Raw genomic sequence first — 14,761 nt, 5'->3', positions numbered from 1 at the left:
TTCAAATCCAATACAAGATGTATCGTTTATTCTGTGAACGGACCCGGACGACCGGCAGGCCCCGCCGCCGACACCGAGGAGCTCGTATTGACCGCCGCGCTGAAACTCGTGCTCAGCGAGGGCGCGGCCGCGTTGACCGCGCAGCGTCTGCATCTGCTGACGGGCGTGGCGCGCACGACCATCTACCGGCACTGGCCCACGCCGAAAGATGTACTGGCGGCGTTGATCTCGGTGGCACCACACCCGACGCCGCGGTCGACCGGCGATCCGGTCGCGGATCTGCACCTGGAGGTCGATCTACTCTGTGATCGGTTGCGGGACAAGCCGGTCGGCGCATTCCTGCGCGCGCTGGTGACTGCCTCGTCCGCCGATCCGGACTGTGTCCCCCTGCGGCACCGCTATGTCATGGACCTGCTCGAGCCGTTCCGCCGGGCGCTGGGCGCGATCGGACGCCCGGGGGAGAGGCGGATCGAGGAGGCCGCGCTGGCGATCATCTCGCCGCTGCTGGTTGAGGTGCTACTGCTCGACCGGTCGGTGGACCGTCGGCACGCGCACCGTACCGTCGATGAGGTTGTGAGGGATATCGGATGACCAATGCGGTGGGCCCTCGGGCCGTTTTCGGGGTGATTGTGCCCAGTACGAATACCGTTGTGGAACACGACTATTGGCGCGCCGGGGTGCCGGGCGTGGCCTACCGGGCCGGATCGATGTACATCCCGAATCCGGTCATGGCCGACGATCGGGACTTCACCGGACTGCTGGAACAGATTCGCGCGTCGATCGACACCGCGGTGCGGGATGCGCTGACCGCCGAACCCGATCGCCTGGTGATGGGTATGTCGGCCGAGACCTTCTGGGGAGGAGTGGCGGGCAATGCCGCCTTCGAGCGTCGGCTGCGGGAGCGCACCGGTCTGGCGGTGACCACGGGGGCGAGTTCGTGCCGGGCGGCGCTGCGGGAATTGGGGTGTCGGCGAATCGCGGTGTTCTCGCCGTATCAGCCGATCGCCGATGTCGAGGTCGGTCGATACTTCACCGAGGCGGGTTTCGACGTCGCCGCGATCACCGGATTGCGCTGTCCGACCGCGATGGATATCGCGCGGGTCGCGCCGGAGCGGCTGCGCGCGGTGGTAGCCGGGCTGAATGGTCCCGAGGTGCAGGCCATCGTGCAGGTGGGCACGAATCTGTCCTTCGTCGCCCTCGCCGATCAATTGGAAGCCGAACTGGGCAAACCCGTCATCGCCATCAATGCGGCCACCCTCTGGCACGCGCTGCGCGAGCACGGAATCGAGGACCGGGTGGCGGGGGCCGGATGTTTGCTGCGCGAGCATTGAGCGCGGTAGCCGCTCAGGAACCGTACAGCACCTGCGCGTCCGGAACGGCGGCGACCGAGGCGGCGGCGCTCGGGTAGTAGTCCGGGGTGGTCGTGCCCGCGAAGAAGTCGTGGGTCCATCCCAGCGCCAACCGATGCAATGCGTTGACGTTCGCCGACACCGGTGTGCCGCAGAGTAATTCGCCGAGCGCGTCGGAGCTGGCCCCTTCGGCGTCGGTATGGGATCCGCCGCGGAGTCGCACCCCCACGAAGGGCCGGTGCAGGTCGCGCTGGAGCGCGGCGGTGCCGCTGCCGAAGCTGTTGCACCACGAGGGCGAGCCCGCCACCGCCAGAATCGGCAGACCGGTGGCGTCGAGCTCGCCGAGAGCGCGGTCGGTGTTGTCGCCGAGGAACGACATGACCGGATCGAGCAGCACCAGCCCGCGCAGTCCCGCCCACACCTGTGGTGCGTTCGTGCGCAGGCGATCCGCGACGTACTCCACCGCCTCCGCGCCCGCGGAATGGCCGACGAAGACGAATTCCCTCGGGATCACGGGAACGTCGCGTCCGGGGCCGACCGCGGCGGCCAGGCTGACGCCGAGCGCGCCGGTGGGATCGCCCGACAGCAGGGCCGCGACATTGTTCAGGAACGCCGTATTGTCACCGAGATTCTGCATGGTGCAACCCGACAGGTTCAGGAACGGCAAGCTGGGCGCGAACACCAGATAACCCGCGTCGGCGAAGGTCTGCGCGAGGTCGGCGACATTGGCGTTGCTCCGGGCGAATCCGTGCTGTAGCCAGATCAGTCCGCGCGCTGGTCGCGTGGGTAGATACCAGTCCGCGCTCTGGCGCAGAATGTCTGCGGCGCAGGGGATCTCGATGGATCCGGGCAGGCCGTCGGCAACGGCGGGGGCGGCCGGGGCGATGAGGGCGGCAGCGGTGACCACGGCTGCCAGAACCGATCCCATGGGGATCATGGCGACTCCAGGGGAGCAGAGCCGTTTCCATAGATGGAATGGCGTTTCGTAACGGTGTGACCTTCGTCAGCGTACCCTGGCCGCTATGTTTCGTTGAGAGAAACGCTGTTTCAATTATCTCGACGATGGGAGGATCTATGCGATCGGCACTGTATGTCCCGGCGAATCGCCCGGAGCTGTTCGACAAGGCTCTCGCGGGTCCCGCCGATGTGATCCTGTTCGATCTGGAGGATTCGGTGCCGCTGGCGGACAAGTATGCGGCACGAACGGAGATCCTGGCCTGGCTGCGGACCACCGCCGCCGCCCCGCAACGCGTTTGGGTGCGCGTCAACGCGGGCGAGCTGGGCCGGGAAGATCTGTACGCCGTCGCCGCGGCGGATGTCTCGACCATCTGCCTGGCCAAAACCGAATCCGCCGCGCAGGTTCGGGCGGCGACCGCGATCGTGGCCGCTCGGGAGGCTCGGTCCGGCCGTGTCAGCGTATGTCCGCTGCTGGAGAGCGCGGCGGCGGTCCTCGCGGCGCGTGAGATCGCCGAGGCCCCGCGCGTACGGCGATTGCAGCTGGGCGAGGCGGATCTGCGCGGCGATACCGGGATCGACCCGGGCCCCGGCGATTTCGAGATGCTGGCGATTCGCACCCAGATCGTGCTGGCAAGCGCCGCGGCCGGTATCGAACCGCCGCTGGGTCCGGTCAGCACCGACTTCTCGGACTCCGAAGCGCTGCGGTCCTCGACCCGGGCGTTGGCGCGGTTGGGGTTTCGGGGTCGAGCGTGTATACATCCCGCTCAGGTCCCGATCGTGAACGAGGTGTTCCTGCCGTCACCCGAACGACTCGCCGCCGCGCGCGCTCTCGTCGACCGCTTCGAGCAGGCGAACGGCGGCGTCGTCCTCGACGCCCGCGGGCGCATGGTCGACCTCGCCGTGGTTCGCGCCGCGCGCCGCCTGCTCGACGGCTGACACCGCTGCTCAATGCTCGCGCAACAGCGCGCCCGCGCCCTCGATGCGATCATCGATACCGTTGTCGCGCAATGCCATCCACCATGTGGCCGCATTGATGGCGATGACCGGTTTGCCCAGCCACCGCTCGGCCTCGTCGGCGAGCCGGACCATGGAGAGATTGGTACCGCATTGGACGAGCGCGTCCACGTCCTCGCCATCGACGCGGCGCAGGGCCGCGCGGAGCTCGTCCTCGGTGACGTGGGCGATCGATACGGCTGTGCGGCAGCACAATCCCTCGATCGCGGCCACCTCGAAGCCGAGCTCGCCGAAGAAGCGCACCACATTCTCGTCGCCGATCGGCTGGTAGGGGGTGACGACGCCGATTCGTCTCGCGCCGTTGAGCTCGAGCGCGCGGCGGCACGCCTCCGCGCCGGTGGCGACCCGCAGTCCGGTGAGATCCCGGATCTGCTCGACGAACCGCCGACTGCCCGCCACACCGCCCCAGAAGGTCTCCGCGGACATGCCCATGACCATGTAGTCCGGTTCGCAGGTGGTGACTCGCTGGCAGGCGGCGGCGATTTCGGCGCGAATCTGCTGGAGCAGCCGGTCCATGGCGTCGTCGTCGTTCATGCTCTGATCGCGAATGTGTATGCGGCCGAAGTGAGTTGTCACCCCGGGCACGGCCATGCGGGCGAAGTCGGGTGCGACGACGGTGTTGGTCGAGGGCGCGAGGACCCCGAATTTGGCTCGCCAGCCGAGAACGTCAGGCATCGGAGGGCTCCTCGTCGAAGATGTGTCGGGTGCGGAAGGGGGCCAGGGCGAATCGGCTCATGACCTTGGTTCCTGTCAGCCAGCGCACGTGTGCGCCATTGCGGGTCCGTGTGACGGCCCGTTCGGCCAGCCAGGGGGCCACCGTCTCCACGCGGTCGGCGAGGATGTCGAAGACCTTGCGCGCCTTGGCCAGTTCGCGCGGATCGGCATAGCCGTGCGTGAGCAGGTCGGTGGCGACCATGCCGGGACTGAGCAGTCCGACCGATACCCCGGGCGGCACCTCCGCGGCGAGCGCCTCGGTGAGATAGGTGACGGCGCGCTTGCTGGCGCCATAGATCGACAGTCCCGCGACGGTGCGTCCGTCGCTTCCGAGGCCCTCCATATTCCAGACGTGGCCGCGTCCGGCGGCGGCCATCCCGGCGATCGCGACCGCGCATCCGTTGACGACGCCGAGCAGGTTGGTTTGCACAGTGGCCTGGATCTCCTCGATCGGCAACTGCCACAGCGGCATTCGGATGTGGCTCACCCCGGCGTTGTTGATCCAGATATCGACCGAGCCGTACCGGTCGACGGCGCAATCCCATACCTTCTGCAACTGCGCGCGATCGGTGACATCGGCGGTGAGGGCCGAGGCCCGCTCGGGCAACTGGGCGCGCAGCTGCTCGACCCGGCGAGAATCGCTGCCGCACAGTACTACTCGATGCCCCCGGTCCAACAGGGCGTATGTCATGCCGAGCCCGATGCCCCGCGTGCCACCGGTCACGATCACGGTGCTCATATCCGCTCCAGGACGCCGTGCAGCACCGCGGACAGCACATTGCGGTCGAACAGTTGATACACCACGGCCAGCGTCCTACCCGCTCCCATACCGGGCTCGGCGTCGATCATGAACTCCCGGCCGATGATTCGCCGCCCGTCGGTCAGGTGCAGCCTCGGATGGTTGGCCCGGCCGTAGGCGGTCGAGTTCCCCCACAGTCCGGGACCTTCGTGAAACCCGCGCGTCCCGTCGCGCCGCACCCTCGCCCCGGCGTCCAATTCGATCGCGCCGGACAGGGTGAGGTGGTGCTCGGCGGTCAGCAGGCTCAGCGGCTCGATCGTGAGTGTGGTGTGCGCGCCGCCGCGGTGTCGCTGATCGGCTCCCCATACCTCGAGCTCGCCGCTGTAGTGGCTGTCACCTTTGGTGGGAAGTATGAAAGATGTCGCGCCGCAGCGTGTCTCGGTGTCGACGCGGTCGTCCACCAGGGCGGGATCCCGGGTGTACACACCGTTGAACACGCCGACGACGGCCGGGCCCTGCGACAGCACCGAGGAGTAGATCTGGGTGTCGTCGATGGTTTGGTTCCAGGTGTTGAGGCTTACCTGCCAACCGGGTCCGTAGTAGTGCGCGTCGACGAAGCCGCCGTAGGGCTGGCCCGATCCGTAGAAATCGGGACCGGTGTAGACGCGGTTGTCATCGGAGTCGACGACCCCGAAGGCGAATGGCGCGCCGAGGGCGAAACGTCCGGCCAGCGGGCCGCCGCCGGTGAGGCCGCCCGCCATGTGATAGGTGGTCGTGCCGTCGGCGAAGACCGACGAGCGCCGGATGTCTTCGAAGCCGAGCCAGGTGCCCTGCGCGTCGAACAGCGAGGGGCGGCCCACCCATTCCCCGGTGATGCGTTGTTGCCAGGCGCTCGGAGCAGGGGAGGAGGTCATGACAGCAGCTCCGCTCGGACGTGCTCGGCCTGTCGCGCCCCGAGGAGCCGAGCGACCTGTGCCCATACCGGATCCACCTGGGGGCTGAACAGATTCGCCCGATTGGCCCGGTCGCGGGCGGCCGTATCGACCTCGACCGCGGGGACGCCCTTGTCGACCAGCGACAGCCAATGGTCTACATAGGCGTCGACCGTGGGGCCGAGCTGCTCGAACGCGGCCTCGGTCGCGCGGCATACGACCATCCACGGTGACATCATCGCCCGCTGGCGCGGTCCGACCGCGGCGGGCGACACCCCCTCGATCCGCCAGGCCGCTTCCAGCGGTGTCGTGAGCGGCAGGAATGCGGCATCGAGATATTCCAGTGCGACGGCGAGATCGACCCGCGGGATCAGATCCAGATGCATCGCGAAATGTTCGCTCGCGTGCACCGAGTCGAGGGTGAAGTGGGGAACGGCGCTGTCGGCGGGCAGGAATGCGAAGATCATGTGGCTGTCGAGCCCGATCCGCGGCGCCACCAGATCGACGGTGACCACTTTGTCGATCGGACCGCCGCGCAGCACGCGCAGTCGTCCCACCGGATCGGGGGATATCTCACCGGTCAGGGCGACATCCTCCGCGATGTCCAGGCCGAGAGCGTCGCGAAGATGCTCCAGGGTGCGTTCACAATGCTTGGCGGGCAGGCTCATTGCGCATTTCCTCCGGTGCGGGCCTTGTGCACCCAGGCGCTGGCCAACTCGGGGTTGTCGCGGCGGGCGGGTGAGGCGATGACGGTGGCGGTGCGCCGCGGCGCGTCGCCGGTGACGATATCGTCGTCACCGACCCACCAGCCCTCCTTGATCAGCTGGGTTCGGCGGCGACGGTAGGCGACCTGAAGCGCGTCGCTGCGTACGTGCAATTCGTCGGACAGGTCGAACGGGAGCAGTTCGGGGCGTTGGGATTCCACGACCGGTCGGTCCTGCAGCAGGATCTTCTCGATCCGTTTGCGCGCGTTGGCGTCGGCCCAGGAGCCGGTGAAGAAGTTGCGGTAACCCATAATCTTGACCAGCGTGCGGTCCTGCGACAGCGGGATATTGAAGTCGTAGAGGATCAGATCCCCGATGGGCAGCCGGACGTGCAGTTTCACGATATTGGGCAGGTACCACCCATTGGTCACCGTGACGTACTCGGGTCGCGGCCGACGGCGCGCCAGCAATCCCCACAGGCCCGTGGGCGGTGGCGGGCTCAGTTGGATGTCGGCCTCCGCCGACCAATCCGTCTGCTGCACACGGAAGTCCGGGATCTCCGGCTTGGCCGGATTGCCGAAGGAAGCGCCGTGGACGAACGGGGTGTGGGAGGCGTCCACGACATTCTCGAAGGTCCGTTCGTAGTTCGCCTCGACGACCATGTCGTAGTGCACGGCCCGGAAGCTCGGGTCGTCGTGCTGGGGAATGTGCGGAATCGGGGGACGCTGGTCCTCGGGCAGGTCCCCGAGGAAGGCCCACACCATCCCGTAGCGCTCCAGCGCGGGATAGGCGTCGACGCGCGCCTTGCGCGGGATGGCGCGTTCGGCCGAATTGGCCGGGATACGAACGCATTTGCCGTCTGCGTCGTATTGCCAGCCGTGGTAGGGGCAGGTGATGCAGTCACCGGTCAGCGCGCCCATCGACAGCGCGCCGCCGCGATGTACGCACAGATCCGACAGGCAGACCGGTTCCCCGGATTCGGTGCGGTAGAGCACGAAATCCTGGCCCAGGCAGGTGACACCGCGCGGGGTGCGGCCGACCTTTTCGGCGAATTCCAGGGCGTACCAGAAGTTCTTGAGCATGATCGGTGGTCTCCTAGCGCCGTTTCAGCAGCACTCCGTCGTCGAAGGTGTTCAGCTCGGCTCGCGCCGACCGCGAGCCGTGCAGGTGGGTGCGCAGGAACGCGGATGTCAATCGGGCGAACGGGGCGAGGGCCGAGGTCTGCGCCGGGCCGTCGAGGAAGGCCCGGGCCGCGGTCGGATCGGGGTCGGCGATGCCGAAATGGTTGGCGCCCGGCACGATCGCGAGTAGGTGCTCGCCGTCGGGCAGCGCCTCGTCGAAGGTGCGCCGCACCGGGTCGGGGCGGTTCTCGCCGTCCTCGCCGTAGCGGTCGGCGCTGCCCTGGATCACTCCGTCGTTGCCGCCGACGCCCAGCAGCACCGGGCAGGTCACCTGCGCGGGCACGACCGTGCCGGGTTCCCAGCCGAGCATGGTCGCGACCATGGTGTGCGCGCCCCAGGCGAAAACGGCGGCGACAGCGGGGTAGAACCGCGCCGACTGCAGCACCACCGTGCCGCCCGCGGAATGTCCGCCCAGCGCGATTCGGTCGAGGTCGAGCGCACCGCGCAGTGGGCCGGACGCATCGAGTTCGGTGAGGGCCTCGAGGATCGTGCCGATGGTCGGACAGGTGGGGCGGCTGCCGTAGGCGCCGGGTTCGGCCGCCGACAGCTCCACGCCCGGCGTGAGACCCATTTGTCCGCCGAACAATTCGGCGACCCGGTCGAAGGTGACCACCACGAAGCCGTCGCCGGCGAGTTCGGTGGCGAAGCGACGGTAGCTGTCCTGGGCGACGTTCACCCCCGACAGGAACAGGATCACCGGATAGGGCGCGCCGATCGGGTCGGGGGCGAAGACGCCGGTCAGCCGTTCGGTATCGTCGCCGGTCACCGCCGCTGGATAGTAGATCTTCAGATGTGCGGTATCGAACGGCGCGTCGCCGCCGGTGCGCACCGACCACCACAGGGATCGAACGACGGTCATGCGCGGGGCCTCTCCAGAATTCGATCGCCACCCCACAGGCCGCGCACGAGGCGGTCGGTGAGTTCGTCGCCGAACATGCGCCTGCCCATGACATTCGCCGGGTCGCGTTCGGCGATATTGCGGCGCACGGCCAGATCTCGCGCCGCCAGCGCCGGACGCTGCTGCGGGGCAACGGGTTCGGCCTCGTCCACCCATCGCAGCCACTGTTCCACGCGCGCGGTGAGCAGCTCGGCCACGGTATCGAGGTTCGAGCGGACGGGCGGGAAGGAATAGCAGTGGGCCGTGGGGGACAGGCTGGCTCGGATGAAGCCGGTGCGACTGGTGAACCAGGTGAAATCCGGATGCTCGGATTTGAAGGTCGACCACGGTTCGTCGGCGTCGCGGTAGTAGCGGTCGTAGTAGTCGGCGTCACCGATCAGGTCGCCGCGCGGGATGGCGTCGACGTAGAACCACCCCTGCGGCCAGAGCAGCAGCGCGCAGCCCAGATGCGGCACGGCGGTTCGCGGTCCCAGCCACGCGGTCAGGTGCAGGTTGACGAATCCCGTTCGGGGATCACCGATCCAGGAGTGCACCAGCCAGTCGATCTCCGGACCCGCGTAGGCGGCCAGTCGGCCCGAGGGCCCGTTGTCCGGATCGCCGTAGGACTCCAGATCCGCGGTGGAGGGGTCGCGGTGCAGCTCGAACCGTTCCTCGATACGCGCCCGCAGCGTCTGCAGCAGTCGCTGCCATTCCTCGAAGGTTTCGGTGACGTCGGCGCGTGCGGTCGCGTCGACCATCTGCTCGACGTGTTGCACGGTTTCGCTCATCGGTGCTCCAGTTCTCTGGTCAGAGTCGCCAGCGCGGCCGGGGGCCGGTCGGCGATCAGGTCGGTGCCCTTGGATACGGCGCGATTGACCGCCTGGGCGGGCGCGATCTCGGCGCGGGCGTCGGTCGAGCCCGGCGCGACGGCGGTGATGACCGGGTGGCTGATCGCGCCGGTGAACGGCCCGCGCCATGCGGTCCACAGGGTGAAGTCGGGGGTGAGAGCGTGGATGCCGCCGGTCAATTCGCCCGTTGCGGACGTACCGGCGACGACGACGTTGAGGCGGTTCTCGGCGGACCGCTCCGGCAGCCCCAGCGACAATTCCCACGGCTCGGTCGGGGTGCAGCATACGGCCGCCACATCGGCGTCGGCGACCGCGGCCAGTCGGAAGGTTTCCGGATACAGCGCGTCGTCGCCGACCACGATCGCGAGCCGTCCCCAGGGAAGCGGGAAAACCGTGAGCTCACTGCCCAATTCGCGCAGCCACGCATGGCGTTCGGTGCGGTGCAGCTGATCCTGTCGGCCGACGATACCGTCCGCCGATACCAGCAGACCGGTGTGCCGATCGCGATCGCGCACGGTCAGCACCGCGTGCGCGGGCGAACCACGCAGGGCGGCAACGACATCCGTGACCGGAATCGGCGCGAGTTCGGGTAGCACGATCAGGCGTACCCCCGCGGCGATCGATGCGGCGATCGGGTCGAGGGCAGGCGCTACCACTGCCGCCACGACGGATTCGGCTCCGGCGGGGGCTCGGCGGCGCGTGGGGCGGTCGAGCGGCCGGTACAGTTCCGGTCGTCGCGCCGCGAACAGATCGGTGCCGTCGGGACGTCGTTTGTCATCGGCCCGGGCGATAGCGATATCCGCGACCGCGATCGCCTCGCCCGTCGGTGGCGCCTTGGCCACCACCGTGCCGTCCGGCGCGACGATCTGGCTCTCCCCGGCGCCGTGGAGTCGATCGGCCGGAACTCCCAGCCGTGCGGCGATATCGGGTAGCTGTGCCTCGGGCAGCAGCGGACCGATCTTGTTGGCGGCCACCACCCACACCCTGTTCTCCGCCGCGCGCACCGGGATGTGCAGTCCGGCCTCGTCGGTGGCGAAGGAATTGAGACTGTTGAGCAGCAGTTGCGCGCCGCGGATCGCCAGCGACCGGGTGACCTCCGGAATCACGCCCTCCATACAGGCGTACATCCCGATCCGGGCCGATCGCGTCGGGATCACCGGCGAATCGGCCGTGCCGGGATCGAGGTGATCGTTCTCCGCGCCCATCAGGATCTGTTTGTCGGACTCGCCGAGTAGTTCACCCGCTGGTCCGAACAGCAGACCGGTTGCCGTCGTGCGCCCGTCCGACCGGGCGAGGGTGACCCCCAGCTTGACGAACATCGCGTGCCGCGCGGCCCGCTCCGCGATGGCGGTGAGGAAGAAATCACCGGTCGCGCAGGCCATTGCGCGCGCATGGGCGCGATCGGCGTACCACGATAGGTGATTACAGAACTCCGGAAGAACCACCAGCTCGGCCTGTGCCTCGGCGGCGGCATCGATCATTCGCAGACACGCGTCGAGGTTGTTCGCCACATCGGTACCCGCAGCGAGCTGTGCGGCCGCGACCCGGACCATCGGCATCGCCTCCCTCCGAGAAGCACGTTTCGTACATCGAAACATTGTTTCCAACTGCCTGTCCAGCGGTTGCTCGAAAACGACTCGTTTCCAAGCGGTTACGGCCCGACCGGCCTTGACGCGGACGGGTGCGGCGAGTTCAATAGGGCCACTGCGAAACTCTGTTTCCTATAGGGAAACATCGGCAGGAGGTAGGTATGGTCGCCGTGGCGGGCGTGGGACCGGCGATCGGCGTCGTGCTGATCCTGCTGGCCAAACCCTTGGCCGGTGAGGCCGGAATTCCCGGCGCGGTGAGCGGGTACATCGCGCTGACGGCGCTGCTGCTCGGATGTGCGACCGTGGCCTGTTGTCTGCGCGCGCCGCACCGACTGTCCGCGGGGTTCTGCGGCGGGTGTGCGCTGGTTTCCGGTGTGGCGCTGATGATCGCGGGACTCGTGCCCGGCGTCGTGGCGTTCACCGCCGGGGTGCTCCTCGCCGGTGCGGCGGTGGGGCCCGCGCTGGTGGCGGCGCGAGCGCTGGTAATGCGCGGTGCCCGGACGGTGGGGGTCTGGTACGCGGCGATGGCTGCCGGATCGGCGCTCGGCGCGGCACTGGCCGGTGGATACGCCCAGCACGCCGAGCGCGCGCTGCTCATCTGCGGGGTCGGGACCACGGCGATCGGAATTCTGCTGGTGTGCACCAGGTCCCGGCTGACACCTGCGCCCGATGCCTGGACGGACGAACCGGCGCGGGCGTTGCGGGCGCTGCTGCCCGGCTACTTCGCCGCGGGTCTGGCCCTCGGGCACGCGGTCCTACCGGCGCTGCATCTGCTGCTGTTCCGCTGGGACATCCTCGACGGCGATCACTGGCGCTGGATGGCTGCGGCCGGAATCGCCACCGTTGCGGCGGTCCTGCCCCCGCGTCGAATGGGAGCGGTACCGCCACTGCTCATCTCGGCCGCCGGGGGAGCGGTGCTCATCGCGACCGCACCGGCGGCATGGGCCGTCGCGATCGGTCTCGCGGTGACGCTCGCCGCTGTGGGCCGCGCCTTGGCCGCACTCGATGACTGTGCGCTGGGATCCGATAACGCGTCCGGGGTCCGGATATCGGCGGCCACGGCCCTGCTCACCGCGGCGGGCGGACTGACCGGACTGGGAACCGTTGCGGGAGTGAGCCGCTGGTGGGGCACGGGATCCGCGCTGACGCTGACGGCCGTCACGGTCTCGATGCTGGCCGTCGTCACCGGCCGGTTGATCGCGCCCGGCCTGACCGAGAGGGTTTCATGAATCGCCGATATCGGACCGCCTCCCTGATCGCGGCGCTGGTGTTTCTCGCGCCCGCGCACGCCGCGGCCGCGCCGGGCGATTCGGCGGTCCTGCAGACCGATGCCCGTTCCGGGCTCGCGGAGGGGCAGCGAATCACGGTGCGCGGCAGCGGGTTCCGGGCTGGTTTGGCGGCCGTGGCGGTGGGGCTGTGTCGCGAGGGATTCACCAACGGATTGCGCGACTGCGACCTCGACGGTGGCGCGACGTTTGTGAACATCGCCGCCGACGGCACGTTCGGCGTCATTACTCTGGTCGCGCATCCGCGGTTCAAAGATATCGACTGCCGGGCGCAGCGGTGCGTGATCGCCGCCGCCCCATTGCCCGGTACCGAACCGCCGACCGTGATCGCCGTTAATTCCGCTGCGGTGCCGGTGGATTTCGCCGGTTCCCTGCTGCCCGCGCCCACCGCGGCAGCCACCGCGCCGACGCCCGTTTCGGCCACCGACACGAGCGGGCCATCGACGCTGCTGTGGTCGCTGACCGCGGCGCTGCTGGCCGCCCTCGCCGCCCTCGCCCTCGCCGACCGGCGGCGGCTGTAGTCCATTCATCCGCTGAATCCACAGGAGGAAATATGTTTCGAGCGGGACTCGGTTGTGCGGCTGCCGCCATCCTGGTCGTGGTCGCCCCGAACGCGCTTGCCGCGCCGCAGCTTCGGCCCAGCCAGACCGACAATGTGACCGTCGGTCAGCAGATCACCGTCGCACTCGACGGCCTACCGCCCAATATGCCGCAGGTGGCGGTCGGCCAGTGCAAGCCACAGATCGTCGCCCCGAGCGACTGCAATCTGACCGGATCGCTGCTGGGCAATGCCGATGCTCGAGGCGCCTGGCAGCCGATGACCGCGGGCGCGACGGTGACCCTGGTCGCGACGGTCGGCGGCGTGGACTGCACCGCGGCGCCCGGCGCGTGCGCACTCGCGGTCACCAGCCTGATGAACCCGTCGCAGATTCTCGCCTCGGTGCCGCTCACTTTCGGCCCGGCGGCAACCACGGCCGCGAAACCGATCGGCAACGAAGCCCATTCGGCGGCCGAGTCGAGCAAGTCCGATTCCGGCTCGAACGCGTGGCCGATCGTTGTCGGCGTCGCGATCGCGGCACTGGTCGTGATCGTCGCGATCGGGGGCCTGATCCTGCGGCGCAGAGGAGGTATTCGCTGACGAACTATCGCTCGTGAGCCCGGGGATAGGCGCGAGGCGACATCCCCGGGCCGCCGGGGCGGAAGGCCGCGGGTGCGTGCACGACCGTGGTCTGGAGATATTCGCGCAACCCCTCGTCGGCGTACTCCCGGCCGAAACCGCTGCGCTTCACGCCTCCGAACGGCGCTCGCAGCGACATTCCGGTCCGGTTATGGGTATTGACGAAGGTGAAACCCGCCTCGAAGCCGGTGGCGAATCGAAAGGCGCGGTCCTCGTCGGCCGACCAGACCGAGGCTCCGAGTCCGAGCTCGCCCGCGTTGGCCCGAGCGAGCACCTCGGATTCGTCGCGGTAGGTCAGTAAGGGCACCGCCGGGCCGAACTGCTCGCGGCACACCAGCTTCGCGCTGTCGGGCAGATCTGTCACGAGTACCGGGCCGACGAAGTAGCCCTCCCCGCCGGGGCACTTCGCCAGCTCGATCACGCGTCCGCCGTCGGCGCGGGCATCGGCGATGAGCGCGGTGATCCGATCGGCGGCCGAACGCGTCACCACCGGGCCCATCGTCACCTGGTCGTTCAGCGGATCGCCGACCCGCAGAATGCGATGGGCGGCGGCGATATACGACTCGGTGAACTCCGCGGCCCGGTGCCGCGGCACATACAATCGCTTGGCCGCCATACAGACCTGGCCGGAGGTCGCGAACGAGGCGAGAACCAGCCGCTCGAAATCGTCCGGGCCGAGCGCGAAATCGTCGAGAAAGACGGCGGGATCGTTACCGCCGAGTTCGAGTACCGCCGGGGTGATGTGGCGTCCCGCCTGAGCGGCGATCTGCGCACCGGCGTGTTCGCCCCCGGTGAAGGCGACCTTGCGCACCGAGGGATGAGCCACCAGGGCCCGCACCACCTCGGGCCCGCCGTGCACGACATGGACTCCCGGAAGTGACTCCGCCACCCGCGTGACGGCCAGCGGCGCCAACGGAGAAGGCTTGAGCACCACGGTGTTTCCGGCCGCCAGCGCGGGTCCGAGCTTGATCATCGCGAGAATGATCGGCGCGTTCCACGGCGTGATCGCGGCGACCACCCCGAACGGACGCGGCGTCGACCACAGCCTGCCCTGCGGGTCGTCGACCACGGTTGTCGCGCAGACGTGGGGCGCGTTGTCGCACACCCACCGCAGATAGGTCGCGGCGAAACCGATTTCGCCGCGGCAATCGACCACCGGCTTACCGGACTCGCGCGCCAGCAGGACGGCCAGTTCCGCACACTGCTCGTCGAGCGCGGCCGCGGCGCGGGCCAGCGCGGCCAGCCGCCCGGCGATCGGCATGCGCGACCATTCCCGGAACCGGCGCTCGGCCTCGCGCACCACGCCGTCGATCTGCTCGGGCGTGGTGCGCGGCACCGCGCCGACGATCTCGTCCGGGCGTGCCGGGTTCTCGCGTTCGATCATCGAAGCCACC

16 protein-coding genes are annotated in these 14,761 nt (G+C 68.8%); 6 read left to right on the top strand and 10 right to left on the bottom strand.

Annotation, left to right across the window (positions count from 1 at the left end; genetic code table 11):
- Positions 1–33 precede the first annotated feature (33 nt).
- Both NP4_RS22035 and NP4_RS22030 read left to right on the top strand, forming a co-directional pair.
- Entirely contained in the window at positions 34–591 is a 558-nt protein-coding gene (locus NP4_RS22035) for a TetR/AcrR family transcriptional regulator (protein WP_068000890.1), read from the top strand.
- Positions 588–1,331 carry a maleate cis-trans isomerase family protein gene (locus tag NP4_RS22030; protein WP_068000887.1) on the top strand — a complete coding sequence of 248 codons (744 nt, stop codon included), beginning with the start codon at positions 588–590 and terminating at the stop codon, positions 1,329–1,331. Before NP4_RS22035 ends, NP4_RS22030 begins: the two co-directional genes overlap by 4 nt.
- A 13-nt stretch (positions 1,332–1,344) precedes the next feature.
- Here NP4_RS22030 and NP4_RS22025 read toward each other — a convergent pair whose 3' ends face one another.
- Positions 1,345–2,277 (bottom strand): alpha/beta fold hydrolase, encoded by a 933-nt coding sequence (locus NP4_RS22025; RefSeq protein ID WP_156524931.1) that lies wholly within the window; start codon positions 2,275–2,277, stop codon positions 1,345–1,347.
- A gap of 146 nt (positions 2,278–2,423) precedes the next feature.
- Here NP4_RS22025 and NP4_RS22020 point away from each other — a divergent pair, with 146 nt between their 5' ends.
- Positions 2,424–3,242, top strand: coding sequence for an HpcH/HpaI aldolase/citrate lyase family protein (locus NP4_RS22020; RefSeq protein WP_082876104.1), 819 nt, complete (start codon positions 2,424–2,426; stop codon positions 3,240–3,242).
- A gap of 9 nt (positions 3,243–3,251) precedes the next feature.
- On the opposite strand, the gene NP4_RS22015 is transcribed toward NP4_RS22020, so the two are convergent.
- The 8 genes from NP4_RS22015 to NP4_RS21980 are packed head-to-tail and all read right to left on the bottom strand — an operon-like array spanning position 3,252 to position 10,874.
- On the bottom strand, positions 3,252–3,995 hold the full coding sequence (locus NP4_RS22015) for a maleate cis-trans isomerase family protein (protein WP_068000876.1): 744 nt from the start codon (positions 3,993–3,995) through the stop codon (positions 3,252–3,254).
- On the bottom strand, positions 3,988–4,773 hold the full coding sequence (locus NP4_RS22010) for an SDR family oxidoreductase (protein WP_068000873.1): 786 nt from the start codon (positions 4,771–4,773) through the stop codon (positions 3,988–3,990). Before NP4_RS22010 ends, NP4_RS22015 begins: the two co-directional genes overlap by 8 nt.
- Complete coding sequence (locus NP4_RS22005; protein ID WP_068000870.1) at positions 4,770–5,687, bottom strand: hypothetical protein; 918 nt, start codon at positions 5,685–5,687, stop codon at positions 4,770–4,772. Before NP4_RS22005 ends, NP4_RS22010 begins: the two co-directional genes overlap by 4 nt.
- Positions 5,684–6,373 (bottom strand): hypothetical protein, encoded by a 690-nt coding sequence (locus NP4_RS22000; RefSeq protein WP_068000868.1) that lies wholly within the window; start codon positions 6,371–6,373, stop codon positions 5,684–5,686. Before NP4_RS22000 ends, NP4_RS22005 begins: the two co-directional genes overlap by 4 nt.
- Positions 6,370–7,491 (bottom strand): aromatic ring-hydroxylating dioxygenase subunit alpha, encoded by a 1,122-nt coding sequence (locus tag NP4_RS21995; protein ID WP_068000866.1) that lies wholly within the window; start codon positions 7,489–7,491, stop codon positions 6,370–6,372. The genes NP4_RS22000 and NP4_RS21995 overlap by 4 nt, the downstream gene beginning before the upstream one ends.
- 13 nt (positions 7,492–7,504) lie before the next feature.
- Complete coding sequence (locus NP4_RS21990) at positions 7,505–8,449, bottom strand: alpha/beta hydrolase family protein (RefSeq protein WP_068000863.1); 945 nt, start codon at positions 8,447–8,449, stop codon at positions 7,505–7,507.
- Positions 8,446–9,255, bottom strand: a complete 810-nt coding sequence (locus tag NP4_RS21985) for an oxidoreductase (RefSeq protein ID WP_082876103.1) — start codon at positions 9,253–9,255, stop codon at positions 8,446–8,448. The genes NP4_RS21990 and NP4_RS21985 overlap by 4 nt, the downstream gene beginning before the upstream one ends.
- Positions 9,252–10,874 carry a nitrilase-related carbon-nitrogen hydrolase gene (locus NP4_RS21980; RefSeq protein ID WP_245998746.1) on the bottom strand — a complete coding sequence of 541 codons (1,623 nt, stop codon included), beginning with the start codon at positions 10,872–10,874 and terminating at the stop codon, positions 9,252–9,254. Before NP4_RS21980 ends, NP4_RS21985 begins: the two co-directional genes overlap by 4 nt.
- A 191-nt stretch (positions 10,875–11,065) precedes the next feature.
- On the opposite strand from NP4_RS21980, the gene NP4_RS21975 reads away from it, so the two are divergent.
- Genes NP4_RS21975 through NP4_RS21965 form a run of 3 tightly spaced genes read left to right on the top strand, consistent with a single transcriptional unit; the run spans position 11,066 to position 13,328 of the window.
- Positions 11,066–12,133: a hypothetical protein gene (locus NP4_RS21975; protein ID WP_068000860.1), complete on the top strand. Its 1,068-nt coding sequence runs from the start codon at positions 11,066–11,068 to the stop codon at positions 12,131–12,133.
- Positions 12,130–12,711: a neocarzinostatin apoprotein domain-containing protein gene (locus NP4_RS21970; protein WP_068000857.1), complete on the top strand. Its 582-nt coding sequence runs from the start codon at positions 12,130–12,132 to the stop codon at positions 12,709–12,711. The genes NP4_RS21975 and NP4_RS21970 overlap by 4 nt, the downstream gene beginning before the upstream one ends.
- 32 nt (positions 12,712–12,743) lie before the next feature.
- Positions 12,744–13,328, top strand: a complete 585-nt coding sequence (locus tag NP4_RS21965; RefSeq protein WP_068000854.1) for a neocarzinostatin apoprotein domain-containing protein — start codon at positions 12,744–12,746, stop codon at positions 13,326–13,328.
- Positions 13,329–13,332: 4 nt separating this feature from the next.
- On the opposite strand, the gene NP4_RS21960 is transcribed toward NP4_RS21965, so the two are convergent.
- A complete protein-coding gene (locus tag NP4_RS21960; protein WP_068001240.1) occupies positions 13,333–14,751 on the bottom strand; it encodes an aldehyde dehydrogenase family protein in 1,419 nt (472 codons plus the stop codon).
- Positions 14,752–14,761 lie beyond the last annotated feature (10 nt).

Source organism: Nocardia pseudobrasiliensis NBRC 108224 (genome assembly GCF_001613105.1).
GTDB lineage: Bacteria > Actinomycetota > Actinomycetes > Mycobacteriales > Mycobacteriaceae > Nocardia > Nocardia pseudobrasiliensis.
This window is presented reverse-complemented; position numbering and strand designations above follow the sequence as displayed.